Source organism: Trinickia terrae (assembly GCF_005144415.1).
GTDB lineage: Bacteria > Pseudomonadota > Gammaproteobacteria > Burkholderiales > Burkholderiaceae > Trinickia_A > Trinickia_A terrae.
In genome coordinates this window covers 47,766-74,328 of the sequence record NZ_SWJE01000006.1, presented here as the reverse complement: position 1 = coordinate 74,328, position 26,563 = coordinate 47,766, and the positions used below count along the sequence as shown (strand labels likewise).

The window sequence follows — 26,563 nt, the reverse complement described above, 5'->3', positions numbered from 1 at the left end:
TCGTCGCGGCGCCATGGAAAAATTGCGCCACGTGTTTACCCGAGGTCGATATCACGCGTATGAGCGCATCACTGAAACGAATCTCCCATCAATCTTCCGCCGTCGAGCGACGTCTTGATCTCCCGTTTTGTCTTGCCGCGCTGTGTCTTGCCGCGGCAGCATGCCCGGCCCACGCCGACGCAGCGCCGGGCGCCGATGCGCTTCTGAGTGCCAACAACCAGCTCAGCGTTTCGATCGGCGGCCATCGGCTCGATTACACGGAATCGACCGCCACGGTGAACCCGCTCGACTCGGAAACCGGCACGCAGCTCGCGTATCGCATCGCCGCGGTAAGGCAGGGTTCCGTGCTGGGCCTGACGAACGTCTACCTGAGCGCGGCGGTCAGCTATGCCGCCGGCACGACGGCCTACGACGGCTACCTGGAGGACTCGCTCGGCAACCTGTATCCCTACCAGAGCACGACGCACGACAAGACCGCGGATGTCTCGATCAAGCTCGGCCGCGCGTTTTCGATTTCGCCGTTCGGCAACGCGCAATTGGTCCCGTACATCGCCTACGGCTATCACAGCTGGGTTCGCGACAGCAGCGACACTCAATACGGCTACTACGAGCACTATCGCCACCAGACCGTCAGCGCCGGCCTCATCGGGCAGTACGCGTTCACGCCGCGGCTCGTCGGCAGCGCCGATATCAGCGTGGGCCGGACCTTCGGCGCGAAGATGACGGCAAGCATTGTCAGCGGAACCTTCAACCTCGGCGCCAAACCGGTCGTGACGGGGATGCTCGGCCTCGACTATGCGGTGACCAAGCGTCTGCACATCAACGCCAGCTACCAGGTCACGCGCTTCAACTACGGCATGTCGAACACGGTCGGGGGCTACTACGAGCCGGATTCCAAGACCACGGAGCAGCTGTATCTGATCGGCATCGGATATTCGTTCTGACGCGGATGACAAGCTGATCGTCGGCGCGCCCGGCTTCGCTCACGGCAGGGCGCGCATTTGAAAGCGAACTTGTCATTTTGCTTTCAAGCGAAGCTGAAAATCGACATCGAGAAAAAAACCGGATTTACACCAATTGCCGGCTGGGCGCGGATATTGCACCTTCGCGATCATTGCCCTTTGTTTTGCGGCAGAATCCGTTTTTTCGCACAACGCTGGTGCGTTGGCGTGCTCGGTGCTCAATTTGTCGGCTTTGCGCTCCCCGATGGCGCGTTGGCCGGTTCAACGGTGATTCAGGATGGCGGTTCAATTCGCCCGTTTCAACGACGCGCAACTCCACGCCAATGCGCTGCCGGGTTGGGATCAGTCTTACTATCAGATCACGCCGGGCCGTATCCAATGCTCGCTGGCGCAGGTTGCGGTCGAGCGCCTGCATGTGTTTCGCGAGGTGTTCACGCAGCGTGTGGCGCAGTACGGCGCTGCGCCGCAAGGGGCGGTGAGCTTCGCCGTGCCGCTGCAGGTGCCGGGCGATACCACGCTGCAGGGGCGTAAATTCCAGCAGCACTCGCTGCACGCGCTCACGAGCCGCGAGGATTTCGTGTTCCATGTCGCCGAAGGCATGGATACGCTGATCCTGACGGTCGATGCCGGCGAGCTCGCCGAGCTGCTCGAGTGCATGCAGTCGGCGTGGTCGATGCACAAGTGGCGCGGCCCGCAACTGTCGCCCGATCCGCAGACCTACGCCAATGCTGCGCAGAGCCTCGCAGCCTCGTTTTCCGCAGCGACGCAAAACGAGGCGATGTTCTCGTCCCCGCACGCGCAGAAGATGTTCCGGCACACGATGCTCGGCATCCTGCTCGATGTGTTGACCGACGAAGACGCCAACCGCCGTACCGACCTCACCGACGCAGTGCGCTGCGATCTCGTGCGCAAGAGCCGCGAGCTCGTGCTGGCGGGCGGCGCGGAGCCCGTCACGGTGCTCGACCTGTGCCGCATCCTGCGCGTGAGCCGCCGCACGCTGCAGAACAGCTTCCAGCAGGTCGCGAACATGACGCCGCTCGGCTACCTGCGCGCGATCCGGCTCGCCGAGGTGCGGCGTGCGCTGATGAGCTCGCCACGTGCGGCGCTGTCGATCGGCGATGCGGCGGCGCGTTTCGGCTTCTTCCATCTGAGCCATTTCACGGCTGACTACAAGTCGCTGTTCGGGGAGCTGCCTTCCGATACGCGGCGGTTCGACGGGGCGCTTGCGTCGACGGTTCATTGAGCACGGCGGGGCTTTTGCCGGCTGCCAAGAATCGGGTAATAGCGATACCAGGATAGTCGCTGAACTGGTTGTGTCGATGTGCCTTGATTACGATGGGCGGGCTTTCAAATCAAACGACAATACGGAGCCCATCATGAAGCGTTTTCACATTGCACTGGCTGTTGCAAACCTTGATGAATCGATTGCGGACTATAGCCGCCGCCTCGGGCAGCCGCCGGCTGCAGTCGTGCCAGGCCAGTATGCGATGTGGCGCACCGATCTTCTCAACTTCTCGATCAATGAGAAACCCGGGCAGGCGGGGCAGTTGCGGCACGTCGGGTTTGAGGATGATGCGGTAGAAGGTTATTCGAGCAATGTCGATGTGAACGGGCTTGAGTGGGAGTTGTTTTCGGCCAAAGAGCAGGACGCTCGGATTGTCGGCACTTATGGCGTGCCGGTTGGCCGCTGACCATCGCTCGATCATGTACACACCGAAATAAAAGTCAGTTGGGCGGTGACAGGAAACTCTCCGCCGGTCCCTCCAAGCGATGGTGCCGGTCTGCTCGCCAGGACGGTGGGCGCCATGATAGGCAAAGCGGGATGTCCTGCGGTTTCAGCTCGGTTTCAGCGTAGGGGATGGCGCGTAAAGGTAGTGAAAAAAAGAACTGTCGCATGGAAAAATGTGATTCATGATGACCCTCGGTCCGGCCTGATGTGACGGAATGCGACGAGCAGGGCAAGATCGTAGGCGATCTTGAGCGCACCGCATGCGATCAATGGTGCACCGAGCCAGCCAGCACCAAGCAATCCGCCGGCGATCGTCGGTGCGACGGCGGCTGCGAGGCTGCGGGGCACCGCAGTAAAGCTTGCCGCGGCCGGCCGCTCGGGGGGCGTGACAACGGCCATCACGTAGGCACTTCGGGTTGGTACGTCGAGTTGCGACAGTGCGCTGCGCAGAAGCAGCAACACCAGCGTCATGGGCAATGAAGGCGTGAAGGCGGCGGCGATCAGGCACACACTTGACGGAATGTGGGTGAACACCATCGTGTTGAGCAGGCCGATCCTGCGGGCGATGTGTGCTGCAGTCAGCTGTGAACCTGCGCTCAGCAGGCCTGCCCAGAAGAAGAACCGTCCGGCCGCAGTGAGTGAAAGCCCAAATCGCTGGATCAGCCATAGCGTCAGTAGCGAGTTGACGAGCAGCCCGCCGGCAAACGCGTCCACGCTGAAAAACAGCGCGAGGCGGGTGACGATCCCGCGCGACGGACCGAGCGGCGCCCGGACGGTAGCGGCGCGTGACTCGCGCTTGGGTAGACGCAGATACAGGAGGCAAATGAAGAAACCCGTCATCGCGTAGAAGATAAACATCGCACGCATGGTGGGAAGCACAGCAACGCGGGAATGCACGGCGATCCAGTCCGGTAACCCGGCGAGCAGCGCGCCCAATGCAGCCGACAACGCACCCATGAGGCTGTAGCGGGCGAAAAGCGCCGTTCGGGCATCGGACTCCGCCGATTCGGCAAGGCGCGCGTGCTCGAGCGGCAGAAACAAGCTGACGTCGCCTGAGCTCGGGTTTAGCGTACCGGCGAAGGCGACCACGAGCAGCGGCCATAGCGACGACAGGCTGGCGAATCCAAGGCCAGTGGCAGTCATCAGGCTTGCTGCGAAGAGCAGCAGCGCACGCTGGGGATAGCGGTTGCCCAACAGGCCCACCAGAATCGTCGCAATGGCGGATCCGACCAGCGTCGCGGTGCTGATCAGACCGACCGTCAGCTGCCCGAAGCCGAGGGCCAGCAGATACGCAGGCAGCAGCACGGCGATGAAGCCGTCGCAAAATCCACGCAGGCTCCGTGCGACCAGAAGCAGCCACGCGCTTTGGTCAACGCCCGCCGGCAGAAACAATGTCGATAGTGGACCTCGGGCGGGCATCATTGCTGATACTCAGGTATCGGCTTCGGCCTTGCACGACACGTACATCGCGTCGTAGACCACCATGCCGTAGCGCAACTGCTCATGGTCGTCTGCGAAGGTACGCGAAATGCCAATAGAGACTGCGCACACGCCTGCTGACTCCGGCGTAAGGCCGAGGTGCCCAGTGCCGGCGCCGCCGACGATCTGTGCCACTCGGCACAATGCAGCGTCATCAAATTGATACTTTCGCAGAAAGGCATCAAAGCTGCAAAGCTCGCCGTGGTGACCCGGTTCAACATCCGGCACGTCAGCCCTCGCACACCTATGCCCACCGTGTTGCCGATTTGGGCTAACGGCGCTTTCCCACGCTCCCTATATTGGCCCGACCGCCGTGCCCGCTTGGCCGGCAAGAGCGGCACAGAGAGAACGAGGAGCATATGGAAAGCCAAAGCAATGCAACGGTCGCGGTGAGCGACGAGGTGGCGTCTTTCGCGGCGCGCGAGCATGGTCTCTTTATCGACGGCGGCTGGCGCGCCTCGCAATCGTCCGCGCGGCTCGACGTGTTCAATCCGGCGACGGGCCGGCGTCTCGCGCAAGTGGCCGACGCGAACGCGGCCGATATCGACGCCGCCGTCACGAGCGCCGCGTGCGCGTTCGCAAGCGGTGTCTGGCGCAAGCTGCGCCCCGCGGACCGCGAGCGCATCCTGCTGAAGCTCGCCGACGCGCTCGAGGCGCACGGCGAAACCTTCGCGCAGCTCGAGACGCTCAACCAGGGCAAGTCCATCAACATCGCCCGCGCGGTGGAGGTGGGCGCGACGGTCGAATACATGCGCTACATGGCGGGCTGGGCGACCAAGATCACGGGCGAGACGATGGACGTATCGATCCCGTTTCCGCCCGGTACACGGTATACCGCATACACGCGGCGCGAGCCGGTCGGCGTCGTGGCCGGCATCGTGCCGTGGAATTTCCCGCTGATGATCGCCGTCTGGAAGCTGATTCCGGCGCTAGCGAGCGGCTGCTCGATCGTCATCAAGCCGTCGCCCGAAACGCCGCTGACGGCGCTCCTGCTCGCGCAGATCGCCTGTGAGGCGGGCGTGCCGCCGGGCGTGTTCAACGTCGTCACGGGCGGCGCGGAGGCGGGCGATGCGCTCGTCAAGCATCCGCTCGTCAACAAGATCTCGTTCACGGGCTCCACGCGCACGGGCAAGCTCGTCGGCACGGCGGCCGTGCAGAACATGACGCGCTTTTCGCTCGAGCTGGGCGGCAAGAACCCGATCGTGATGCTGGCGGACGTCGACGTCGAGCAGGTCGTGCAAGGCGTGATGGCGGGCGCGTTTTTCAACCAGGGGCAGGTGTGTGCCGCGGCTTCGCGCCTCTACGTGCACCGCAGCCGTTTCCAGCAGGTCACCGAAGCGCTGGCCGCGGCGGCGGATTCGATGACGCTCGGGCCGGGCCTGGATCCCGCGGCGCAGATCAATCCGCTCGTGTCGGCGAAGCATCGCGACTCGGTGGCGCGCTACATCGAGCGCGGCCGCGCCGAAGGCGCGACGCTGCTGTGCGGCGGCGGCACGCCCGAGCTGGACGGCTTCTACGTGAAGCCGACGGTGATGACGGGCGTCGGCCAGGATGCGGCCGTCGTGCGCGAGGAGATCTTCGGGCCGGTGCTCGCAGCAGTGCCGTTCGACGACACAAACGAAGCGATCCGCATGGCGAACGATACGCCGTACGGGCTCACGGCGAGCCTCTGGACCAACGACCTGAAGGCCGCGCTGAACCTGATCCCCGAGATCGAGGCGGGCACGGTCTGGGTCAACTGCCACATCCCGCTCGACCCGAGCCTGCCGTTCGGCGGCTTCAAGCAATCGGGCATCGGCCGCGAGTTCGGCCGCCAGGCCATCGACGGCTTCACCGAAGTGAAGTCGGTCTGCATCGCGCATTGATTGGCATACCCGGTACCGCCGTTGGTATACCCGGTACCGGCGTTGGCATGCAAGGCGCCGCTGCCCTGGCGGCGTCTCGAGACTTGAAAGAAGGAGTCCACTATGAGTTATCGCGAAGCCCGTTTCTGGCACCCGATGCTGCACCCGAACGAGATGAAGACGCGCGAGCCGATACGGATCGTGCGCGGCGAAGGCTGCTATGTGTTCGACGACCACGGGCGCAAGCTCGTCGACGGCGTTGCCGGCCTGTGGAACGTGAACGTCGGCCACAACCGCAAGGAAGTGAAGGACGCGATCGTCCGCCAGCTCGACGAGCTCGAGTACTTTCAGCTCTTCGACGGCATCTCGCATCCGCGCGCCGAGGAGCTGTCGACGGTGCTCGCGGGCATGCTCGAGCCGGAGGGGATGCGGCGCGTCGTCTACAGCTCGGGCGGCTCGGACGCCGTCGAGACCGCGCTCAAGCTCGCGCGCCAGTACTGGCGCCTCAAGGGCCAGCCCGACCGCACCAAGTTCATTTCGCTCAAGCAGGGCTATCACGGTACGCACTTCGGCGGCGCGTCGGTGAACGGCAACACGGTGTTCCGGCGCAACTACGAGCCGAACCTGCCGGGCTGCTTTCATGTCGAGACGCCGTGGCCATACCGCAATCCGTTCACGCAGGATCCCGAGGAGCTGGGCCGCATCTGCGCGGCCATGCTCGAGAGGGAGATCGTCTTCCAAAGCCCCGATACGGTGGCCGCTTTCATCGCCGAGCCGATCCAGGGAGCGGGCGGCGTGATCGTGCCGCCGGCGAACTACTGGCCGCTCGTGCGCGAGATCTGCGACAAGTACGGCGTGCTCCTGATCGCCGATGAGATCGTCACCGGTTTCGGCCGCTCGGGCAGCATGTTCGGCAGCCGTGGCTGGGGCGTGAAGCCCGACATCATGTGTCTCGCGAAAGGGATTTCGTCGGGGTACGTGCCGCTCGGGGCGACGGTCGTCAATGCGCGCATCGAAGCGGCGTTCGCCGAGAACAGCGACTTCTCCGGCGCGATCATGCACGGCTACACGTATGCCGGGCATCCGGTCGCCTGCGCGGCGGCGCTCGCGAACCTGAAGATCGTCGCCGACGAGGACTTGCCCGCCAATGCGAAGCGCCAGGGAGACTATCTGCTCGAGCAATTGCGGGATTTCCCGTCGCGCTTCGAAGCGGTAGGCGAAGTGCGCGGCAAGGGGCTGATGGTGGCGCTCGATCTCGTTTCCGATCGCATCACGCGCGAGCCTGTCGATCCGGCTTCGGGCTACGCGAACGCGGTGGCCGAAGTCGCACGCGAGGCCGGCGTGATCGTGCGGCCCGTGGGGACCAAGATCATCCTGTCGCCGCCGCTCGTGATCGAGCGTGAGCAGATCGATGTGCTCGTCGAAGGGTTGTCGGCGGGCTTCGAGAAGGTGCCTTTCAAAAAGTAAGCGTCTCTGCCGCCTGCAGGGCGGCGGATTCTCCTTGCCCTTGCGGCTTCACGCAAAGCCGCAAGGGCTTTTTTTCGTCTGCGGATTTTGTGCGAATGCAGCACTGAAGATCATCGCCGCGCCGGCCTGTTCCGTTTGCCAATTTCGGCTAAAGCGTTCTTTTTGTTATCTCTAAATTGGTCGTCAAGGAAGCCAGGAAGCATAGGGGCTTGTCACTAGCGTGAACACTCAGCCCCAAGGGAGGCAATCGCATGCCGCACCTGAATCTTGGTTGATCCGGAGTCCATAACGGAAGGCACGCTGACAAGGAGTTGGAGAGATGAAACGACTGGCCCAAGCAGGCGTCTTCGCCGCGCTGACCGCGATCACTGCCGTGGTGCTCGCCCAATCGCCGGGGGCGACCACGGCGACGGGCGCGGAAAGCGGCGCAAGCGCGGATGGCGCGATTCCCGCATTCGCGGGCCGCGATACGCCGCAGGCGGGATACGCCTACGGCAAGTTCCGCGGCGACTACTGGAAATACAAGAACGAAAAAGCGCTTTTCTCGATCGACGCCGCCAACGTCGACAAGTACGCGGACAAGCTCTCGCCCGGCCAGGTCGCGCTTATCAAGCAGGTCAAGGGCTACCGGATGGATGTCTACCCGACCCATCGCGATTGCAGCTATCCGGACTGGGTGTTGGAGAACACCAGGAAGAACGGCGAGGGCGCAGGCAAGCTCGATCCGACCGGCGACCACCTGCAAAACGCCGTGCTGCCCGGCCTGCCGTTTCCGGGCGCCAAGAGCGGCCAGCAGGCGATCTGGAATTACCTGACGCGCTATCGCGGTGTCGGCGCCGCGTGGGACAAGGTCTACACGATGGTGTCGCCGCGTCCGGGCAGCACCGACTGGATCTCCGTGACGAGCCGCCAGACCGAGTATTTCCCCTGGGGCGCAAAGGGCGCGAATCAGCTGGGCCCGAAGGACCCGCTGTTCTCGATCTACTACGGCTACGACTCGCCGGCCGCGATGGCCGGACAGGGCGTGGTGCAGACGTTCCACTTCGCCGACAACCAGGCCGAGGCCTACTACTACTTCCCGGGCCAGCGCCGCGTGCGCCGCATGCCTTCCTACAACTACGACGCCCCGCAGATCGGCTTCGAAAACCAGTACACGGTCGACGAGCCGTGGCTCTTCAACGGCGACATCGACCGCTTCGACTGGAAGCTCCTCGGCAAGAAAGAGCTCTACGTGCCGTACAACGCCTTCGGCATGTACGACTTCAGGAAGAGCGTCGGCGACGTCTTCAAGAGCGAAGCGGTCGACCCGTCGGCGCGCCGCTATGAGCTGCATCGTGTCTACGTGCTCGAAGCGACGCTCAAGTCGAGCATGCGCCACATCTCGCAGAAGAAGGTGCTCTACCTCGACGAGGACACCTACCTCGCGCTCGTCGGCGAGGACTACGACGCGCAAGGCAAGCTCTGGAAGACGAAAGAGGGCTATCCGATTCCGCTGTGGGAGTTGGGCGGCACCTGCGACATCGAGCCGTTCGCCCAATACAACCTGCTCAATGGGCGCTATGTGGACGACCAGACCGTGATCGGAGCCGGGACGGACGTGCACTACTTCGAATCCTCGAGCGATCCGCATTTCTCTTCGAACTACTACTCCGCGGAAAACCTGCGCTCGATCAGCGAGCGGTGACACCACGCTCAGACCGCGCACGAGCGGATGACAAGGCGCGGCGCGGGCCGGCACAGGCTCGCGCGCGAGACCACGACAAGAGGAAGGATTCGAAATGAAAACGACAGGGGTTGGTATATCGGTATCGGTGTCGCTGGCCGTGCTGGGCGCGGCGTCGACGAGCGCCTACGGCTACGACTTCACGACGGGGCTCGGCGACCTGTCCGGCTCGTGGGTCACGAATCTCACCGGAGGCGCGGGCATTCGCACCAAGAGCCCGAGCTGCTCGCTGACGGGCGACCCGAACGCATACGGCTGCGGCAGCGCGGCCAACGTCAACCAGTGGGGCTTCGGCGACATGGGCGACCTCAACTATCGCAAGGGCCAGCCGTTCAGCACCTACATCAGTGCGACGAGCGAGCTGCTCCTGACGATGCCCAGCGAGGGCTACAAGTTCATGATCCGCGGCACCGGCATGTACGACTTCCTGGCCGGCAACACCGCACGCACGCCGCTCTCGAGCACCGCCTCGGCGCAGGTCGTCTACAGCGCGCAATTGCTCGACCTGTGGGCCGAAAAGGACTTCAACTTCGGCGGCGAGCCGGCGCACGTGCGTCTCGGCAACCAGGTCATCAACTGGGGCGAGAGCTACTTCGCGGCCAACGGCATCAACGCGACGAATTCCGTCGACGTGCAAAAGCTGCTGATTCCAGGCACGCAGCTCAAGCAGGCGCTCTTGCCCGCGCCGATGCTGAGCTTCGCGGCGGGCCTCGGCAACGGCCTCAGCACCGAGGGCTACTACCAGTTCCAATGGAACGGCAACCGCTATCCGCCGGTGGGCACGTTCTGGTCGGTGACCAACAATTTCGGGCGCGGGGCGGTGGCCTCCACGGTCAGCTCGACCAACTTCAACGTGGGCGGCGTGGACGCCGGCGCCATCGCCGGTTCCAACGCGGGCAACTCGGCAACGCTCTCGGCCATCAACCAAGGCCTCATCAACGGACAGTTCGCGGGCGCGCCGTACAACTCGATCGGCATTCCGGCCTCGGTGCAATTGCCGGGCGAATACAAGCCGCAATTCGGCCTGAAGCTCAACTACCGGCCGAAGAATCTCGACGTCAATCTCGGTTTCTACTACGAGAACTACACCGACAAGGCGCCCGTGCTGTCCACGCTCGCGAACGGCACCAACCAGTGGTCGTATCTCGCGAACCGGCAACTGTTCGGCGTGAGCGCGAACTTCTCGCTCGGCGACTGGGCGATCGGCACCGAGCTGTCGTACCGGCCGCGCGATGCCGTGTCGCTGTCGAGCTGCTATGGCGCGGGCGGTCCGCTCGACGCGAATACGAATGGCGTCTCGGGCATCGATTGCCAGCAATGGATCGACAAGAAGAAGTTTCAGTACGACATCAACGGGCAGCTGAATCTCACGCAGAGCCAGTATCCGTTCCTGAAGCTGCTGCGCGCCGATGCGGCGGTGCTGACGGCCGAGCTGACCTGGATCTACTACCCGGGCCTGAGCTCGAGCGGCGTGACGCGCACGATCAACGGGCAGAGCGTCACGCAGGTGCCGGCCGCGGGCTACTACGCGTGGCTGAACAACAACTCGGGCCTCGGCTATCCGATCGCCGCGGCGCAAGGGACCGCGAGCTCGGTGGGCGCGACGATCGATTTCAACTGGACCTATGACGGCACGGTGATTCCGGGCTGGCAGGTGACGCCCGGCGTGACCTTCGCCGATGCGCTTTACGGCTACACGCCGACGTTCTCGGCCAACTACCTGCAAGGGGCGAAGTCGCTGAACTTCTACGTGCTGTTCAACCAGAACCCGACGGTCTGGCAGGCGGGCATCAACTTCACGGCGTTCTTCGGCGGCCATGGCGGCGTCGGGCAGCCGTACGCCGACCGGAACTTCGTGGGCCTCTTCGCCACCCGCAATTTCTGATGCGGCTTCGTGCAGTGACCCCGGTGCGCAGTGATGCGCACCGCAGACATTCTTGAAGGAAAGCGCCGTGTTGAATCGCTTTGTCATCCGCCTCGAAAGACTGTTCTTCGGGCATCGCGCGATCGTGCTGGCGGCGATCGGCATTTTCACCGTCGTCATGGCCGTCTTCGCCGTGCAATTGCGCATGGAGGCCGGCTTCGAGAAGCAGATGCCGATCGGCCACGAGTACATCAAGACGTTCCAGCAGTATCGCAACGACTTGTTCGGCGCCAACCGCATCACCGTGGTCGTGCGCGCGCGCAACGGCAACATCTGGACGCCGCAGGGTCTGACGCGCCTCTATCAGGCGACGCAGGCCGTGATGTTCCTGCCCAACGTCGACCGCCAGGGCGTGCAGTCGCTGTGGACGCCGAATGCCTTCGTCAACGAGATCACCGAAGACGGCTTTCGCGCCGATCCGGTCATCGACGGCACCATCACGCCTCCGCAATTGACGCCCGCGGTCGTCGCGCAGATCCGCAAGGCGGCGACCGAAGGCGGCTACATCGGCACGCTCGTCTCGCACAACCAGGACAGCGCGATGATCACGGCCGATCTCAACGAGCGCGACAGCGCGGGCAAGGTGCTCGATTACGTCGCGTTCAACCGGCTGCTCGAAAGCCAGATCCGCAAGCCGCTCGAAGACGCCGGCTACGAGATCCAGATCATCGGCTTCGCGAAGCAGATCGGCGATATCGCCGACGGCGCGACGGCGGTGCTCGGCTTTTGCGGCGTCGCGCTGCTGCTGACGGCGCTCGCGGTCTACTGGTACAGCCATTCGATCCGCTTTACCGTGCTGCCGATCGTCTGCTCGCTGACCTCGCTCGTCTGGCAGTTCGGCACGTTGAAGCTGCTCGGCTTCGGGCTCGATCCCCTGGCTGTGCTCGTGCCGTTCCTCGTGTTCGCGATCGGCGTGTCGCATGGCGTGCAGCAGGTCAACTACATCGTGCGCGAGCTCTCGCACGGGCATGGCTCGCTCGAAGCGGCGCGCCGCAGCTTCAGCGGCCTGCTGATTCCCGGCACGCTCGCGCTCATCACGGCATTTGTCTCGTTCGTCACGCTGTTGCTGATCCCGATTCCGATGGTGCGCGAGCTGGCGATCACGGCGTCGCTCGGCGTGGGCTACAAGATCGTCACGAACCTGGTGATGCTGCCGGTGGCCGCCTCGTGCTTCCATTTCACCAAGGCCTATGCCGACCGCGCGCTCGACAAGCGCGAGCGCCGCTCCGCGTGGCTGCGCAAGCTCGCGCGCGTGGCCGAGCCGCGCAACGCCTATGCGGTGCTCGCCGTGACGGCCGTGGTGTTCGTGCTCGCGGCCTGGCAAAGCCGCGACCGCGTGATCGGCACGCTCCAGCCCGGCGCCCCCGAGCTGCGCGCCGACGCGCGCTTCAACCGCGACGCGGTGTCGATCGCGAGCAACTACGACATCGGCCTCGACTGGCTGACGGTGGTGTTCGAATCGAAGGGCGCGGCGTGCGACAACCCGGCGGTCGGCGTCTTCGAAGACGACTTCGCGTCGCTGATGCAGCGCGAGCCCGGCGTGGTCTCGGTGCAGTCGTACCCGGCGATGCTGCGCACCTACAACGAGGGCTACAACGAGGGCAACCCGAAGATGAACGTGGTGCCGATCGATTCGGGCAACTACGGCGGCATCTCGGCGGATCTCGGCCGCGTGAAGGGCTACATGAGCAAGGACTGCGGCATGACCGCCACCCACCTGTTCCTGACCGACCACAAGGCGACGACGATCAATCGCATTCTCGGCGACGTCAAGCAGTATCGCGCCTCGCATCGTCTCGACGGCGTGACGATCCGGCTCGCCGCGGGCAACGCCGGCGTGCTCGCCGCGATCAACGACGAAGTCGCGCAAAGCGAGCTGCCGATGATGCTCTACGTCTACGCGGCGATCCTGATCTTGGTGTTCCTCGCCTATCGCGACTTGCGCGCGATGGTGGCCTGCTGCGCGCCGCTGACGGTGGCGACCTTCATCGGCTATTGGTTCATGAAGGAGCTGCAGATCGGCCTGACCGTCGCGACGCTGCCGGTGATGGTGCTGGCGGTGGGGATCGGCGTCGACTACGCGTTCTATATCTACAACCGCCTGCAGCTGCATCTCGCCAACGGGCAGCCGATCGTGAAGGCCGTCGAGCACGCGATGCTCGAAGTGGGCGTGGCGACGATCTTCACGGCGATCACGCTCGCGATCGGCGTCGCGACCTGGAGCTTCTCGGCGCTCAAGTTCCAGGCCGACATGGGCAAGCTGCTTGCCTTCATGTTCATCGTGAACCTCGTGATGGCGATGACGGCGCTGCCCGCGCTCGCGGTGGTGCTCGAGCGGGTGTTCCCGCGGCGCAAGCCGGCAAGGGCGCCGGGGCTGCTCAGTCACTGAGCTGGAAAAGACGAACGCAACTGGAAAGGTCTCGCAATGATCAAGAACGCAATTGCCGCTGCCGTCCTGGGCGTGCTCTGCTGCACGAACGGTTTCGCGCAAGCCGGCGGCGGCGCGCCTGCGGCGCTGCCGATCACGCCGGCGCACGCCTGGACCGAGCCGACGCACTCGATGATGCTCGATGCGACGCATGCGGGCTCGCGCATCGTGGCGGTCGGGGAGCACGGCATCGTGCTGCTCTCGGACGACGGTGGGCGCAGCTACCGGCAGGCGAAGCAGGTGCCCGCCTCGACGACGCTGACCTCGGTCTCGTTCGCCGACGCGCGGCACGGCTGGGCCGCAGGGCAGTGGGGCGTGATTCTCGCTACGGCCGACGGCGGCGAAACATGGACGCTGCAGCGCTCCGACACCTCGATCGACCAGCCGCTCTTCTCCGTGTACTTCAAGGACGCCCAGCACGGCTGGGCCGCCGGCCTCTGGTCGCTGCTGCTCTCGACGGACGACGGCGGCCACACCTGGAACGTGGCAAAGCTTCCGCCTCCGCCGGGCGGCGGCAAGGCCGACCGGAACCTGTTCCGGATCTTCGCCGACCGTTCCGGCGCGCTCTACATCGCCGCGGAAAAGGGCACCGTGCTGCGCTCGCGCGACGACGGCGGGACCTGGGAGTATCGCAACACCGGCAACAAGGGCAGCCTGTGGACTGGCACGGCAGCCGAGGACGGCTCGATCTTCGTCGGCGGCCTGCTCGGCCACTTGTACCGCAGCCGCGACGGCGGCGATACCTGGACGGCCGTCGACTCGGGCGCGAACGGGTCGATCACGGACCTCGTCGCAGTGGGCAACCGCGTGCTCGGCGTCGGCCTCGAAGGCTTCGTGATCAGCGGCACGACGGATGCCGGGCGCTTCACGGCTCACGAGCGCAACGATCGCGCGGAGTTGACGACGCTGATCGTGCCGGGCGCCGGGGCGCCGGTTTTGTTTTCGAAAGACGGCATTCTGAATACCAGCGACGGCATTTTGAATACCAACTGATCGATCGTTTCATCGGCACGCCAAACGCGTGCCGTTTCTCCACGACCATTCTCGATAGGATTTCCTCATGATTCGCGAAAATTCCGCGCCGTATGCCGCGCTTTTGCTGCGTGTGAGTCTTGGCGTATTGTTCATCGCCCACGCCCTGCTCAAGATCTTTGTCTTCACGATTCCCGGCACCGTCGAGTTCTTCGCCTCGCTGGGCCTGCCCGGGGCGCTCGCCTACGCGGTGATCGTGCTGGAGCTGGTGGGCGGGATCGCGCTGATCGCCGGATGGCATGCGCGCTATTTCGCGATTCCGCTGGCCCTGGACCTCGCCGGCGCGATTGTCACGGTGCATGCGGCGAACGGCTGGCTCTTCACCAACAAGGATGGCGGCTGGGAATACCCGGCGTTCTGGATGATCTCGCTGATCGTGCTATTCCTGCTCGGCGACGGCGCGTTTGCCCTCAAGGGCGCGCGCAAGCCGGCGTAATCGAGCGTCTGCGGTGGATACCGCGCTTCCCTGCCTCGTCACGCGCTTTGAAACCGACGATGTCGACGACCTCGCGCGTGGCCTCACGCTCTTCGAGCAGCGCTTCGATCAACTGAGCGCCGGGCGCTTTCACGGCAAGTTCGTCGAAGTGTCGTTGGGCGACGTGCAGGTCTATTGCGAGCACACGAACCAGTCGATTCACGAGGCGGGCCGGATTCGCGCCGATGCGTGCGGCTTCGCGATCGCCGCCGAGGTGAGCGGTCGCGCCGTGTTTTGCGGCAGCCCGCTCGCGGGCGGCGAATTGATGAGATTGAGCGAAGGGGATGAGCTCGATTTCCGCACGGCCCGGGTGATGCGCACGGTGGGGTTCGTACTGCCGGTCGCGCGCCTTGCCGAGCTCGGGCTCGATGCGCCGGCGGCGGCTGCCGCGCGCACGTCGGTGCCGGGTTCGCGTGTCGTCTGCGCGGACAGGGCGGCGACTGTCGGGCTACGGCTTCTGATCGAGCGCATGCTGGAGACGTTTGCGGCGTACCCAGCCGATGACGCACCCGGCGCGCAAACGCTGCAAGCGCCCCAAGCAGCACTCGCCGTGGCTGCACTCGATGAGCTGCAATCCGCGCTCGTCGCGCTGTCGCGCCGTGGACGCGATAGCGCAGCCGCGGCGCGGCCGGTCTGGATCGCGCGGCGGCGCGTGGTCGATCGCGCGATGGCGTTCATCCACGCGCACGCCGCCGACCCGATCACGATCGGCGCGCTCTGCAAGGAAATCAGCGTGTCGCGCCGCACGCTCCAGTATTGCTTCGAAGACGTGCTCGGCGTGGCGCCGCTCGCGTATTTGAAAGCCGTCCGCTTGAACGGTGCGCGGCGTGCCTTGAAATCGCGGCAGGCGCCCTCGCTGGGCGTGGGCGATATTGCCGCGCAATGGGGGTTCTGGCATCCGTCGCACTTTCGAGAGGACTATCGCCGCATGTTCGGCGAGCTGCCTTCCGTGACGTTGCGACGCCATGCAAACAACCGTGTCACTCGTCCGCCATCGTCTGACGCACCGTCTTGACGTGCGTCGAGATCTGCTTCGCGAGCTTGTCGGTATCGTCGGCAAGCCGCTTCATTTCCGCCGCCACCACCGCGAAGCCGAGGCCGGTGTTGCCCGCGCGGGCCGCCTCGACCCGCGCGTTGAACGACAGGATCGACAACGCGCGAATGGCCTTCAGGATGTCGTCGACGTCTTCGAGGATCGTGCCGGTGGCCGCCGTCATCGCACGCAGGCGCTTCTCGGAGGCGAGCCGCGCCGCGCGTTCCCCCTGCACTTCGATCACGAGCCCTTCGAGAAACAGCAGCTCGCCGTCGTCCCCGAACACGCCTCCGCCCATTTCCCGAACCCACAGCGCGCCACGGCTCGCGGTCCTGATCCGGTAGTCGACGGTCCAGCGTTCGTGCTTGCGCAGGGCGTCCTGCACGATGTCGAGCACGTAGGCCTCGTCCTCCGGCTCCGTCAGCGAAGGCAGCGTGCGTATGGCGTTGCCGAGAAAATCCTCGAGCGGGTAGCCCGTCACGTTGCGGATCGACGGCGTCGCGTAGATCACCGTGAAATCCGCGTCGTTGAGCTGCCGGTACAGGAAGCCTTGCATCCGGCCCGTGATGCTCTGGAAGATCGACAACTCGCCGTCGAGCGGCTGCGGGGCGTGGGTTTGGCGCGTGCGCATGGCTTCGAGCCTCGGCGAGCGGCGCTCAGACCACCGCGAAATAGTGCTTCGTGAAGCGCTCCGAGAGGATCTCCCAGGCGATCGGCGTGCCTTTCTCGATGAACCAGCTGTCGCCGACCTTGTAGTGAACAGTCTGCCCCGTGTGCTCGTCGCGCAGGATGCATTCGCCTTCGACGACGGTCGCCTGCTCGCTGAACGGGTAGGTCATGTTGAACTTGCCCTTCGTGCAGGCGAAATAGCCGGCGCTGACGGGCGAGGCGGGCGTGCCGAAGTGAATCTTGCCGAAGGCCTTCACTTCGCCCTCGACGATCGTGGAGCCCAGGTCGGCGACGGTGCCCCATGCGTCGAGTTCGTGCGGAAACGTGCCCAGTTTGATGCTATGCATAGATGTCGACTCCTTTGGTCGGTTGCGAAATTGCGCTGAATTTGCCCTTAGCGGCGGCCTTTCCAATACCCGCTCAACTGATTCCATGCCTTGCCCGCGGTCGTCATCACCGCGCGTAGCTGGTCCTTCGCGAAGATGTCGACGTGCGGCACGGAGCTCAGCAAGTCGTAGCGCGCCGAGCCTTCGGTCATGCCTTCGGCGAGCACCTTGCACACGATGTGGCTCGGCGTGACGCCGAAGCCCGCATAGGCCTGCACGTAGAACACGTTCGGATGCGCTTCGAGCGAGCCGATCTGCGGAAACAGGTTCGCGCCGCAGCACAGCGGCCCGCCCCAGGCGAGATCGATCTTGACGTCCTCGAGATACGGAAACACCTTCAGCATCAGGCTGCGATTCCAGGCTTTCAGATCGCTCGGGATGTAGTCGAGCAGGGCGGTTGCGCTGCCGAACAGCAGGCGGTTCTCGTTGGTCACGCGGTAGTAGTCGATGATCGGGCGGATGTCGCTGTACGCGCCGCGTATCGGACTGATGCGCTCGATCAGCTCGTCGGAAAGCGGCTCGGTGCAGAGCTGGAACGCGTAGGTGTTGACGGTTTTCTTGTAGATCGAAGGCTCCAGGCCGTTCAGGAAACCGTTGCAGGCCCACAGCATTTTCGGGGCGCGCACGGAGCCCATCGCGGTGCGCACGACCACGCGCTCGCCGTACTCGACGCTGAGCACGGGGCTGTTTTCGTAGATCCGCGCGCCGTGGCCCGTGAGTGCCTTGGCTTCGCCGAGCAGCAGGTTCAGCGAATGGACGTGGCCGCCGCCCATGTGCAGCAGCGCGCTGTCGTAGACGTCGGAGCCTACGACCTTCTGGACTTCCTTGCCCGTGTAGAGCTGGATGTCGGTATCGGGATCGACGGACTTGAAGCTCGCTTCCCAGGCGCGCAGCGTCTTTTCCTGGCGGCTGTTGAAGCCGAGATAGGCGTAGCCGTTGCGGAAGTCCGCATCGATGCCGTACTTCGCGATGCGGTCGCGGATGATGCCGGCGCCGAGGTTGCTGATCTTGAAGATCTCCTTGAGACCTTCCTCGCCGACGTGCTTGGCGATGGCGTCGAGATCGTGTCCGATGCCGGCCATGATCTGGCCGCCGTTGCGTCCCGTGCCGCCGTAGCCGAGGTGCTTCGCTTCGAGCACGACGATGTTCTTGATGCCGTGCTCGGCCAGCTCGAGCGAAGTGTTGATCCCCGAGAAGCCGCCGCCGATCACGACCACGTCGGCGTCGATGTCTTCGGTGAGCGTCGGGAAGCGCAAGTCGTATTTCTTCGTCGCCGCGTAGTAGGTGAGGGAGTCGAGCTTGTTCATCTTGCGAGAGTTTTTCGGAAAAAAGGCGCCCGGAGCGCCGGCGCCAATGCGCCGGTGCTCGCTGTCGTCATGCAGAAAGAAAGGGGTTAGACCTTCGAATTGCCGAGCTGGCTGAACATCAACGGGTTGCGCGTCCTGAGCCGGCCGGCGAGCAGCAGGCCCGCGATCGCAGCGATGGGCAGTGTGAGGGTCAGCGCATAGGAGACCGTCTTGCTCGCTCCCGTGAGCACCGAGAAGTTCGCGACGGCAAGCAGCAGCACGGCAGTGAGCGCGACGCCCGAGACGAGCGGCAGCACGAGCACGCGCAGCGCGCCTTCGTCCTTGGCGGTATCGACGTTGCGGAAATAGCGGATCACGGCGAACGAGGTCAGCGCCATCAGCGCGATCACGCACAGCGTGGCGACGTTGGTGAGCCACGAGAACAGCGTGAGCACCGGATCGGACTTCGCGATCACGAAGCCGAGCACGACCACGGCGGCGAGCGCGGACTGCAGCAGCGAGCCGTTGTGCGGGCTTTGATGAATCGGATGGGTACGTCCCAGCGCTTTCGAGAGCAGGCCTTCGCGTCCGCTCGCGAAGAAGTAGCGCGCGGCGGAGTTGTGGAACGCGAGCAGCCCCGCGTAGACGCTCGTGATGAAGAGCACGCTCATCGCGAGCGTGAGGCTCTTGTTCGCGTAGCGGTCGGAGAGCGAGTAGAGGAACGTGGTCGGGTCCTGCAGGGCGGAGATGATCTTCACGATCGAGTCGGCGCCCGCGCCCACCACCATGCACCAGACCGAGAACGCGTAGAAGCCGCCGATCAGGAGCACGGAGAGATAGGTCGCGAGCGGAATCGTGCGATGCGGGTTCTTCGCTTCCTCGCTATAGATGGTGGTCGCTTCGAAGCCGATGAACATCGCGAAGCAGAACAGCAAGCCGATCGCGGGCGTGCCGCTGAAGACCGCATGCTGCGAGAACGGCGCGAGCGTCACGCCGGCCTGGCCGCCGGCCTTCAGGATCGCGACGTCGAGCACGAGCACGACGAGGTATTCGCCGATCACGAGGATCGAGAGCACCTTGGCGGAGAGGTCGATCTGCCGGTAGCCGAACACGGCGATGCTCGCCATCGCCGCGAATGCGCAGGCCCACCAGGGCACGTCGACGCCGAGATGCTGCGCGAGAAAGCCCGAGGCGACCGTGCCGAACATCCCATAGAGCCCGATCTGCATCGTGTTGTAGCCGAGCAGGGCGAGCAGCGCCGCCGCGCCGCCGACGCTGCCGCCGAGCCCGCGCGCGGCGAACGCGTAGAAGCCCCCCGCATTCGTGACGTAGCGCGCCATCGACGTGTAGCCGGCCGAGAACGCCAGCAGGATCGCGACCGTGGCGACGATCAGAGCGGGCGTGCCCGCGCCGTTGCCGAGCATGATGCCGATCGGCACGCCGCCGGCGATGGCGACGAGCGGGCCGGCCGCGGAGATCACGAAAAAGATGATGAAGCCGAGTCCCAACGCTTCGCGCCGCAGTTCGGTCGACTCCTGCCCTTTGGTTGCGACAGTCATTTGTAAGGCTCCTCCAGGTTTCCGCAGGCTGCTTCGGATTGGCTTGCGAGGCCCGTCCCACAAGGCTGGACAAGGCTTGGCAGGCGACGTGGAGCCCAGTGTAGGGAGCCCAAAATGCGACAGATAGCCCAAATCGGCAATGCGTGAAACTACGCGGACTACGCGGCGAAGGCGAGCGTCGGCACGTCGACGGCCGTGGCGCCGCCGTCCGCCACGACCACCGCGCCGTTCATCGCGCCCGCGTCCGCAGAGGCGAGAAACGCGATCACCGAGGCGATCTCGCTCGCTTCGGCGGCGCGGCCGAGCGGCACGTCGCGCGTGGCGCGCGCGTAGGCTTCGTCGAGCGTCGCCAGGCCGTGCAGGGCCATCAGCGCGCGCATTTCGTCGTCGGCCATCTCCGTGCGCACCCAGCCCGGGCACAGCGCGTTGGTGCGGACGCCGCGGCGTCCGTAGTCGCGCGCAAGCGAGCGGGTGAGGCCGATCAGCGCGTGCTTGACGGTCACGTAGCCCGCTGCCTCCGGCCCGGCGGCGAGACCCGCGATCGAACTGACGACGACGATCGCCCCACGGCTTTCGAGCAGCATCGGCAGCGCTTCGCGCGTGGTCACGAACGCGGTGTCGAGGTTGGCGAGGCAGGCGCGGCGCCAGTCGTCGTCGCTCGTGTCGCCGACCGCGCCCAGGCCGAAGCCGCCGGCGTTGGCGACCACGACGTCGAGCCGGCCGTGGCGCTCGGCGATGTTCGCCAGCGCCGCGCGGACCTGGACCGGGTCCGCCGCGTCGGCGGGCAGCGCGATGGCGCCGGTGGCCTCGGCCACGGCGGCGAGCGGGGCCGCGCGCCGGCCGAGCACGTAGACGCACGCGCCTTCCTCGCGAAGGCGCGCCGCGGCGGCCGCGCCGATGCCGGTGCCGCCGCCCGTGACGAGCGCGACGCGCCCTGCGAAGCGCGGCGTCATGCCGGCACCGTCGTCGTGTTGAGCACGGTCGCGTAGGCGCCGACCGGGAAGTTGGCGAGCGCGCCGAAATCGTCGCCCGCGTAGCCGAAGATCTTGCCGGTGGTCTTGCGCGCGTCGAGGTCGATGACGATCACGCCGAGCGTCGGCACGATCTTCTCGCGCCAGACGAAGAGATAGAGACCGTCGCGGATCTTGCGGTAGTGGCAGCGGTCCGCGTCGGCGAGGCCTTTCTCGATGCCGGCGATGCAATGCCAGGCGTACATCGTGTCGTTCAGGTAGACGTGCTCATAGCACTCGTGCGGGCTGTAGCGGTACAGCACGCGCTTGCCGACGAGCTCGCCCGTCTCTTCGTGAACGGGCGAGGTGTGCTCGAACTTGCCGTCGATGACGCCTGCGAGCATCTCCACGCCGACGCTGGTCAGCTCGCGCTTTTGCCGCGCCAGCTCGACGGCGGGAACGCTCGCGCGCGCCTGGTCGGGCAGCGTGCCGATGACAGCCGTCGCGATGCCGCGCTGCAGGTCGAGCACGAGGCTCACCGAGGTCGCGCGCTGCGACGACTTCACGAAGTCGACGAGGTAGATGCCTTGGCGCGGCGAGGTCGCGCGATAGGTGTCGGTGCCCGATTCGCCGCTGCCTTTGACGTGCCAGCGCAGTGTCTCGCCGTCGACGAAGGTATGCGTGACGGTAAACGCGCCGAAATCGACGTCGTACGAATGGCCGGCGAGATCGTCGACGGGCGCGAGCGCATGGCTCGCAACGGCGAAGCTCGTGCCGAGGTCGCCTACGGAAATCCAGTTGGTGTCGTTCATGGGAGGTGTCGAGGTGGTTGCGTTCATGTCCCGGTCTCGCTCGATGGAGCCGGTTCGGAACGAGTATGGGAGCCGCCCGAGTGCGCTCGGGAACCGAAAACGGCAAAGGTGTCCGCGCGTCCGGCGTTGCCGGCACGCGGCGGCTCAAGCGAAACCGAACGCGGGGAAGCCCGAGCGCACCGCATAGCCGAAGTCGAGCACGGCCGCCGTGCCGTTGGCCGGCGCGCTCGCCGGCGACGCGTAGAACAGCACATGCCGCGCGACCTCGGCCGGCGCGATCGCGGGAATGCCGGTGCCCGCGAAGCCGCGCGCGTCGAGCCCGAGATCGCGGCGCGACATCGGCGTATCGACGACGCTCGGGCAGACGCTGTTCACGCGCACGGAAGGGTGGTCGACCGACAGCCCCTTGGCGAGCATCAGCGCCGCCGCCTTCGATGCGCAATACGCGCTCATGCCCGCGCTCGCGAACAGGCTGCTGTCGGAGGCGACGAGCACGATGGCGGCGCCGGGGCGCGCTTCGAGATGCGGCAGAGCGTGCTTCGCGCACAGGAAGACGCCGCGCACGTTGACGGCCATCACGCGGTCCCATTCGTCCTGCGCGATGGCGGTGACGGGCTTGCCGACCGGACCGGAGATGCCCGCGCTCGCGATCAGCGCGTCGATGCCGCCGAAGCGCGCGGCGACGGCATCGATAGCGGCGGCGACCGAGCGCTCGCCGGACACGTCGGCGGGCAGGAAGAGCAGGCCTGCGCCGCTATGTTCGGATGCGAGCGCCCGCCCTTGCGCGGTGTTCGCGTCGAGCACGGCGACGCGCGCGCCTTCGGCAAGCGCTGCCTCTACGCACGCCTTGCCGATGCCCGATGCGCCGCCCGTGACGACCAGTGTCTTGCCTGCGAGTCCCAGGTCCATGTTTCGATCTCCTGTGCGAAAACTGCGTCAGCGCGATGGCTGCGTTCGGCTGTCGAGCATGGGCCCGTCGCGGCGGGCGGCGGGAGCCGGGATCGGCAAAGCCGGTTCAGGCCGTAGCGGGCACTGCGCAAACCGGCGGCATGCGCGCCGCCCACGGCGCGGCTTCCTCCAGCTGCGCCGCGAGCGAGAACAGCAGCTCCTCCGCGCCGAACGCGCCGGCGAAATGGCTGCCGATCGGCAGGCCGCGTTCGTCCCAGTGGAGCGGCGCCGACATCGCGGGCTGCCCCGTCGCGTTGAACCACGCCGTGAACGGCGAGAAGCGGTGCGAGCGGTCGATGACGTCGGCGAGCGTCAGTCTGTCGTCGTCGATCGCGAGCGCGGCGGGCGCGAGCGGCGGCTGCGCGAGCGTCGGCGTGAGCAGCACGTCGTAGTGCTCCATCAGCCGCCCGAACGTGCGGCCGAGCGCGTGGACCCAGTCGACAGCAGCGGCATATTCCGCGCCCGTCACGCCGCCCTTGTCGCGCACGACGATGCGCGTGCGCGCCTCGATCTCGTCCTCGCTCACGGCGCGGCCGCGCTGGCGCGCGACGGTGTCGAGCAGCGAGCGCGTCTGCGCGCCGATGATCGTGAAGACGTGGTCGAAGAACGCTTCGGACGAAACGGGGCACGCGATCGGCTCGGCATGATGGCCGAGCGATTCCAGCAGCGCGACCGTACGCTCCAGCGCCGAGTCGCACGCGGGATTGGTCGGCCAGGGCGGCGCGCTTGCGATCACGCCGACGCGCAAGCGCGCCGGACGGCGATGCGTCGCTTCGAGGAACGTGCCGCCTTGATGCGGCGCCGCATACGGCGCGCCGGTATCCATGCCGGCGATCAGGTCGAGCAGGGCTGCGCTGTCGCGCACCGAGCGCGTGATCGCATGGTTGATGCCCATGCCCGCCCACCCTTCGCCGGCCATCGGCCCCATCGGCACGCGCCCGCGCGTCGGCTTCAGGCCGAATACGCCGCAGCACGAGGCCGGCACGCGCAGCGAGCCGCCGCCGTCGTTGCCGTGCGCGAACGGCAGCGCACGCGCGGCGACCAGCGCCGCCGCGCCGCCGCTCGATCCGCCCGCGGTCACGTCGGGATGCCAGGGGTTGCAGGTGCGCCCGAAACGCGCCGATGACGTGCAATACGACGTGCCGAACTCCGGCGACAGCGTCGTCCCGAAGATCGGAATGCCCGCGCGGCGAATGCGTGCGACGAGCTCGGCGTCGAAGTCCGGCCGGTACTCGCCGAACAGATGCGAGCCGTTCGCCATGCGGGCGCCGCGCACTGGCGCGAAGAGATCCTTGATGAGCGTCGGCACGCCGGCGAGCACGCTTTCGCTGCCGGTGACCGCTGCGGCGGCGGTGCGCGCCTCGTCGTCGAGCCGCTCGGCGACGGCGTTCAGCGACGGATCGATGGCGTCGACGTTGGCGAGCGCGGCATCGAGCAGCTCGCCGGGCGTGACTTCCCTGGCACGCACGAGCTCGGCCAGTGCGATGCCGTCGTGGGTGGCGAAGAGCGTTCGAATGTCTTTCATGAATGCGTGGTTCTGTTGATCGATGGGGAGGATGCGGCGCTAAGCGTCGTCGCGAGACTTGAGCGCCGCGATCAGCCACGCGAGCGCGATGGCCGCCGCGCCTGCTGCGATCGCGACGATCGCGGGCCTCAGTCCACCGAAGCCGGCGCTGCACGACAGCACGACGAGCGGGCTCACGAATTGCCCGAGATAGAGCGCCGAGGTGAAGCCGCCGAGGCCGCGTCCGCGCGTCGAGAGCGTCAGCTTGTGCATCAGCGGCAGGATCGCGTTGGGCACGAGAAGCCCCGCGCCGAGGCCATGAATGACGACGGCCACGAGAATCGCCTGCACCGTATGCGCCTGCGCGAGCAGATAGAGCCCGGCCGCGAGCATCGCGAGCAGCAGCGAATTGACGAGACGCCGGCCGATGCGCTCGCGCAGCCACGGCCATGCGATGGAGCCGCCGAGCGTCGCGAGCAGTCCGACGCCCGAGGCCATGCCGATCATCGTCGACGAATGCTCGCCGATCTCGATCATCAATTGCGGCATCTGCACGGGGACGACGAACGAGCAGACCATGCCGATGCAGACGAGCAGATAGCCGGTCGCGAGCAGGAACGCGAGCGAGGCGCCGGACAGCGCCGCCGGGCCTTCGGACAGCGCGGCGGCGGCAGGCGCGGCCCGCCGCTCGCGCAGCGGTTCCCAGAGCAGCGCGGCGATGGCCGGCACGAGCAGGAGCGGCAGCAGGTAGAGATAGAACGGGTAGCGCCACGAATGCTCGCCGGCCGCGCCGCCGATCACGAAGAACAGCGTGCCGACCACGCCGATCGTCACGACCTGGCGGTTCACGTAGCGCACGCGCATGTCGCCTTGCCAGTAGTCGCCGATCAGCGTGGTGCAGCAAGTCATCACGCACGCCTCCGCCGCTCCGAGCGCGAGCCGCGCAAGCAGGATCGAGCCGAGGCCGCCCAGCAGGGCGGGAGCCGCGCCCGCGAGGCCGTAGACGAGCGTGGCGAGCAGCAACAGCGCTTTGCGGCCGATGCGGTCCGCCAGCCACCCCGCAAGCGGCGCGACGATGGCGATCGCGAGCGCGGGGCCGGTCGCGACGAGCGGCACGAGGCCTGCGGCGGCGGGATTGCCCGGCACGAACTCGGCCGCGAGCTTCGGCAGGATCGGCGCGATCATCACGGCGCCCATGATCGTGAGACTGCTGCCGAGCAGGAGCACGGCGCCTTGCGCGGCGCCCGCCTTGGGATGGCTCGCGGCGGCCGCCGGATCGCTCAATGTGGAGAGCTGGTTCATCGCATGACTCCTCGCTCGTGACTCAGAAGGAAATGGCCGCGCGCAGCGCGATCTGGTAGCCCTGGCTGCGGTTGTGCGCGTCGAACTCCTTGTACGCATGCAGCCACACGGCGGGCTTGCCGGGCTCGAAGAAGCTGAACGCCGGGCCGAGCGCGTTGACGCTCGAGCGGTTGCCGTCGACGTTCGGGCCGTGGTCGTTGGAGAGCTGCCGGTACACGTAGCCACCCACGCCCGCCGTGAACGGCCCGATGTGCTGGCCCGCTGCGAACTCCTGGCGGTACTCGGTGCCGCTGCGGTAATCGGTGGCGCGGTTGGTCGTGTTCTGGTCGATCTCGATGCTCGTCGAGACTTCGAAGCCGCCGTTGGTGATGTAGGTCGCGCCCAGGATCGGCGAGAACGTCCAGTGGTTCGAGCCGGGATTGAAGAGCCGCGACGCCTGGTACGAGCCCGTCGGCGCCTGCACTTGGAACGCGACGTTGACGAACAGGTTGCGCGAGGACCACGCGAGAATCAGCGGCTGGAAATCGGCGTCGCCGATGTTGGTCGGGCTGGCGGAGAGCGGGAGCGCGCCGAAGGGCGTCTGCGCCGTCAGGTGGCCGTTCATGCTGAGGAACGGCACGATCGTCCCGAAGCCGACGTTCGCGCCGAACAGCTTCACGTTCGTCATGCGGATGTACGCGAGGCTCAGCGACGAGACCGTGAGGCCGAAGTTGTTCGGCACGCTGTTGCCGTTGTTGTCTTTCAGCGTATGGGCCGTGTAGAACGCGTAGCGCGTCGCGAAGGTGCCGTCCGGCGTGGGCGGAGGCATGATGCCCGCGCCGAAGTCGAATACGCCGAAAGACGTGGTGGGCGCGCCGTTCTCGGTGGCGTGGGCGGTGCCGGCCGCAAGCACCCCGAACAGTGCGGCGGCGGCTGTCGCGGCCTTGGCGAGGCGTGCGCCCGCGCGCGGTTGTCTACTGCTTTCCATCGTTCCTTTCCCCGTAGTGAGAGTGTGTACGGGGAGTCTAGGAACGTCGAAATTTTGGGCGTTATCCGCTTTTGGTAATTCTCG

General features: G+C 66.0%; 23 protein-coding genes and 1 pseudogene. 11 read left to right on the top strand and 13 right to left on the bottom strand.

Features of this window, described 5'->3' with window-relative positions; translation table 11 throughout:
* The first annotated feature begins 59 nt into the window (after nucleotides 1-59).
* Nucleotides 60-944 carry a hypothetical protein gene (locus tag FAZ69_RS13130; protein ID WP_136895098.1) on the top strand — a complete coding sequence of 295 codons (885 nt, stop codon included), beginning with the start codon at nucleotides 60-62 and terminating at the stop codon, nucleotides 942-944.
* 72 nt (nucleotides 945-1,016) lie between these two features.
* Here FAZ69_RS13130 and FAZ69_RS33245 read toward each other — a convergent pair whose 3' ends face one another.
* A complete protein-coding gene (locus FAZ69_RS33245; RefSeq protein ID WP_169708629.1) occupies nucleotides 1,017-1,184 on the bottom strand; it encodes a hypothetical protein in 168 nt (55 codons plus the stop codon).
* A 55-nt stretch (nucleotides 1,185-1,239) separates the two neighbouring features.
* Between FAZ69_RS33245 and FAZ69_RS13125 the strand changes: the two genes are divergently transcribed.
* Nucleotides 1,240-2,205 (top strand): helix-turn-helix domain-containing protein, encoded by a 966-nt coding sequence (locus tag FAZ69_RS13125; protein WP_136895096.1) that lies wholly within the window; start codon nucleotides 1,240-1,242, stop codon nucleotides 2,203-2,205.
* A 133-nt stretch (nucleotides 2,206-2,338) separates the two neighbouring features.
* Complete coding sequence (locus FAZ69_RS13120; protein WP_136895094.1) at nucleotides 2,339-2,653, top strand: VOC family protein; 315 nt, start codon at nucleotides 2,339-2,341, stop codon at nucleotides 2,651-2,653.
* A gap of 218 nt (nucleotides 2,654-2,871) precedes the next feature.
* Here FAZ69_RS13120 and FAZ69_RS13115 read toward each other — a convergent pair whose 3' ends face one another.
* Nucleotides 2,872-4,113, bottom strand: a complete 1,242-nt coding sequence (locus tag FAZ69_RS13115) for an MFS transporter (protein WP_136895092.1) — start codon at nucleotides 4,111-4,113, stop codon at nucleotides 2,872-2,874.
* A 9-nt stretch (nucleotides 4,114-4,122) separates the two neighbouring features.
* Nucleotides 4,123-4,401: pseudogene (locus FAZ69_RS13110) on the bottom strand (chromate resistance protein ChrB domain-containing protein); the annotation flags it as partial.
* 128 nt (nucleotides 4,402-4,529) lie between these two features.
* Here FAZ69_RS13110 and FAZ69_RS13105 point away from each other — a divergent pair.
* The 8 genes from FAZ69_RS13105 (at nucleotide 4,530) to FAZ69_RS13070 (ending at nucleotide 16,078) form a co-directional block, all read left to right on the top strand.
* Nucleotides 4,530-6,035, top strand: coding sequence for an aldehyde dehydrogenase family protein (locus tag FAZ69_RS13105; RefSeq protein WP_136895088.1), 1,506 nt, complete (start codon nucleotides 4,530-4,532; stop codon nucleotides 6,033-6,035).
* A gap of 102 nt (nucleotides 6,036-6,137) precedes the next feature.
* On the top strand, nucleotides 6,138-7,481 hold the full coding sequence (locus FAZ69_RS13100; RefSeq protein WP_136895086.1) for an aspartate aminotransferase family protein: 1,344 nt from the start codon (nucleotides 6,138-6,140) through the stop codon (nucleotides 7,479-7,481).
* A 319-nt stretch (nucleotides 7,482-7,800) separates the two neighbouring features.
* Nucleotides 7,801-9,165 carry a DUF1329 domain-containing protein gene (locus FAZ69_RS13095; RefSeq protein ID WP_136895084.1) on the top strand — a complete coding sequence of 455 codons (1,365 nt, stop codon included), beginning with the start codon at nucleotides 7,801-7,803 and terminating at the stop codon, nucleotides 9,163-9,165.
* Nucleotides 9,166-9,259: 94 nt separating this feature from the next.
* Nucleotides 9,260-11,089 (top strand): DUF1302 domain-containing protein, encoded by a 1,830-nt coding sequence (locus FAZ69_RS13090; RefSeq protein ID WP_136895082.1) that lies wholly within the window; start codon nucleotides 9,260-9,262, stop codon nucleotides 11,087-11,089.
* A 67-nt stretch (nucleotides 11,090-11,156) separates the two neighbouring features.
* Nucleotides 11,157-13,517, top strand: a complete 2,361-nt coding sequence (locus FAZ69_RS13085) for an efflux RND transporter permease subunit (RefSeq protein WP_136895080.1) — start codon at nucleotides 11,157-11,159, stop codon at nucleotides 13,515-13,517.
* A 36-nt stretch (nucleotides 13,518-13,553) separates the two neighbouring features.
* The gene (locus FAZ69_RS13080) at nucleotides 13,554-14,549 is read left to right on the top strand and encodes a WD40/YVTN/BNR-like repeat-containing protein (protein ID WP_136895078.1); all 996 of its coding nucleotides are present in this window, start codon (nucleotides 13,554-13,556) and stop codon (nucleotides 14,547-14,549) included.
* Nucleotides 14,550-14,616: 67 nt separating this feature from the next.
* Nucleotides 14,617-15,024 (top strand): DoxX family protein, encoded by a 408-nt coding sequence (locus FAZ69_RS13075; protein WP_136895076.1) that lies wholly within the window; start codon nucleotides 14,617-14,619, stop codon nucleotides 15,022-15,024.
* Between the two features lie 13 nt (nucleotides 15,025-15,037).
* On the top strand, nucleotides 15,038-16,078 hold the full coding sequence (locus FAZ69_RS13070; protein ID WP_136895074.1) for a helix-turn-helix domain-containing protein: 1,041 nt from the start codon (nucleotides 15,038-15,040) through the stop codon (nucleotides 16,076-16,078).
* Here the strand turns inward: FAZ69_RS13070 and FAZ69_RS34335 are convergent.
* The 10 genes from FAZ69_RS34335 to FAZ69_RS13020 all read right to left on the bottom strand — a co-directional run bounded on the left by FAZ69_RS34335 (nucleotide 16,044) and on the right by FAZ69_RS13020 (nucleotide 26,479).
* A complete protein-coding gene (locus tag FAZ69_RS34335) occupies nucleotides 16,044-16,727 on the bottom strand; it encodes a methyl-accepting chemotaxis protein (RefSeq protein ID WP_136895072.1) in 684 nt (227 codons plus the stop codon). The two genes, FAZ69_RS13070 and FAZ69_RS34335, sit on opposite strands and share 35 nt — an antisense overlap.
* Nucleotides 16,728-16,752: 25 nt before the next feature.
* Nucleotides 16,753-17,112, bottom strand: a complete 360-nt coding sequence (locus FAZ69_RS13060; protein WP_136895070.1) for a cupin domain-containing protein — start codon at nucleotides 17,110-17,112, stop codon at nucleotides 16,753-16,755.
* A gap of 47 nt (nucleotides 17,113-17,159) precedes the next feature.
* Complete coding sequence (locus tag FAZ69_RS13055; RefSeq protein ID WP_136895069.1) at nucleotides 17,160-18,458, bottom strand: NAD(P)/FAD-dependent oxidoreductase; 1,299 nt, start codon at nucleotides 18,456-18,458, stop codon at nucleotides 17,160-17,162.
* An 86-nt stretch (nucleotides 18,459-18,544) separates the two neighbouring features.
* A complete protein-coding gene (locus tag FAZ69_RS13050) occupies nucleotides 18,545-19,996 on the bottom strand; it encodes an APC family permease (RefSeq protein WP_136895067.1) in 1,452 nt (483 codons plus the stop codon).
* A gap of 158 nt (nucleotides 19,997-20,154) precedes the next feature.
* The gene (locus FAZ69_RS13045; RefSeq protein WP_136895065.1) at nucleotides 20,155-20,949 is read right to left on the bottom strand and encodes an SDR family NAD(P)-dependent oxidoreductase; all 795 of its coding nucleotides are present in this window, start codon (nucleotides 20,947-20,949) and stop codon (nucleotides 20,155-20,157) included.
* Nucleotides 20,946-21,785 (bottom strand): molybdenum cofactor biosynthesis F family protein, encoded by an 840-nt coding sequence (locus FAZ69_RS13040; protein WP_240702212.1) that lies wholly within the window; start codon nucleotides 21,783-21,785, stop codon nucleotides 20,946-20,948. The genes FAZ69_RS13045 and FAZ69_RS13040 overlap by 4 nt, the downstream gene beginning before the upstream one ends.
* Nucleotides 21,786-21,902: 117 nt before the next feature.
* Nucleotides 21,903-22,667, bottom strand: a complete 765-nt coding sequence (locus FAZ69_RS13035; protein WP_136895063.1) for an SDR family NAD(P)-dependent oxidoreductase — start codon at nucleotides 22,665-22,667, stop codon at nucleotides 21,903-21,905.
* A gap of 106 nt (nucleotides 22,668-22,773) precedes the next feature.
* Nucleotides 22,774-24,231: an amidase gene (locus tag FAZ69_RS13030; RefSeq protein WP_136895061.1), complete on the bottom strand. Its 1,458-nt coding sequence runs from the start codon at nucleotides 24,229-24,231 to the stop codon at nucleotides 22,774-22,776.
* Between the two features lie 39 nt (nucleotides 24,232-24,270).
* Nucleotides 24,271-25,512: an MFS transporter gene (locus FAZ69_RS13025; protein WP_136895059.1), complete on the bottom strand. Its 1,242-nt coding sequence runs from the start codon at nucleotides 25,510-25,512 to the stop codon at nucleotides 24,271-24,273.
* Between the two features lie 22 nt (nucleotides 25,513-25,534).
* Nucleotides 25,535-26,479: a SphA family protein gene (locus FAZ69_RS13020; protein WP_136895057.1), complete on the bottom strand. Its 945-nt coding sequence runs from the start codon at nucleotides 26,477-26,479 to the stop codon at nucleotides 25,535-25,537.
* Nucleotides 26,480-26,563 lie beyond the last annotated feature (84 nt).

Excerpts from the sequence above, each read along its gene's own strand:
- FAZ69_RS13130 (WP_136895098.1), top strand. The coding sequence starts at position 60 with ATGAGCGCATCACTGAAACGAATCTCCCATCAATCTTCCGCCGTCGAG.
- FAZ69_RS13125 (WP_136895096.1), top strand. The coding sequence starts at position 1,240 with ATGGCGGTTCAATTCGCCCGTTTCAACGACGCGCAACTCCACGCCAAT.
- FAZ69_RS13120 (WP_136895094.1), top strand. The coding sequence starts at position 2,339 with ATGAAGCGTTTTCACATTGCACTGGCTGTTGCAAACCTTGATGAATCG.
- FAZ69_RS13115 (WP_136895092.1), bottom strand. The coding sequence starts at position 4,113 with ATGATGCCCGCCCGAGGTCCACTATCGACATTGTTTCTGCCGGCGGGC.
- FAZ69_RS13105 (WP_136895088.1), top strand. The coding sequence starts at position 4,530 with ATGGAAAGCCAAAGCAATGCAACGGTCGCGGTGAGCGACGAGGTGGCG.
- FAZ69_RS13100 (WP_136895086.1), top strand. The coding sequence starts at position 6,138 with ATGAGTTATCGCGAAGCCCGTTTCTGGCACCCGATGCTGCACCCGAAC.
- FAZ69_RS13095 (WP_136895084.1), top strand. The coding sequence starts at position 7,801 with ATGAAACGACTGGCCCAAGCAGGCGTCTTCGCCGCGCTGACCGCGATC.
- FAZ69_RS13090 (WP_136895082.1), top strand. The coding sequence starts at position 9,260 with ATGAAAACGACAGGGGTTGGTATATCGGTATCGGTGTCGCTGGCCGTG.
- FAZ69_RS13080 (WP_136895078.1), top strand. The coding sequence starts at position 13,554 with ATGATCAAGAACGCAATTGCCGCTGCCGTCCTGGGCGTGCTCTGCTGC.
- FAZ69_RS13075 (WP_136895076.1), top strand. The coding sequence starts at position 14,617 with ATGATTCGCGAAAATTCCGCGCCGTATGCCGCGCTTTTGCTGCGTGTG.
- FAZ69_RS34335 (WP_136895072.1), bottom strand. The coding sequence starts at position 16,727 with ATGCGCACGCGCCAAACCCACGCCCCGCAGCCGCTCGACGGCGAGTTG.
- FAZ69_RS13060 (WP_136895070.1), bottom strand. The coding sequence starts at position 17,112 with ATGCATAGCATCAAACTGGGCACGTTTCCGCACGAACTCGACGCATGG.
- FAZ69_RS13055 (WP_136895069.1), bottom strand. The coding sequence starts at position 18,458 with ATGAACAAGCTCGACTCCCTCACCTACTACGCGGCGACGAAGAAATAC.
- FAZ69_RS13050 (WP_136895067.1), bottom strand. The coding sequence starts at position 19,996 with ATGACTGTCGCAACCAAAGGGCAGGAGTCGACCGAACTGCGGCGCGAA.
- FAZ69_RS13045 (WP_136895065.1), bottom strand. The coding sequence starts at position 20,949 with ATGACGCCGCGCTTCGCAGGGCGCGTCGCGCTCGTCACGGGCGGCGGC.
- FAZ69_RS13040 (WP_240702212.1), bottom strand. The coding sequence starts at position 21,785 with ATGAACGCAACCACCTCGACACCTCCCATGAACGACACCAACTGGATT.
- FAZ69_RS13035 (WP_136895063.1), bottom strand. The coding sequence starts at position 22,667 with ATGGACCTGGGACTCGCAGGCAAGACACTGGTCGTCACGGGCGGCGCA.
- FAZ69_RS13030 (WP_136895061.1), bottom strand. The coding sequence starts at position 24,231 with ATGAAAGACATTCGAACGCTCTTCGCCACCCACGACGGCATCGCACTG.
- FAZ69_RS13025 (WP_136895059.1), bottom strand. The coding sequence starts at position 25,512 with ATGAACCAGCTCTCCACATTGAGCGATCCGGCGGCCGCCGCGAGCCAT.
- FAZ69_RS13020 (WP_136895057.1), bottom strand. The coding sequence starts at position 26,479 with ATGGAAAGCAGTAGACAACCGCGCGCGGGCGCACGCCTCGCCAAGGCC.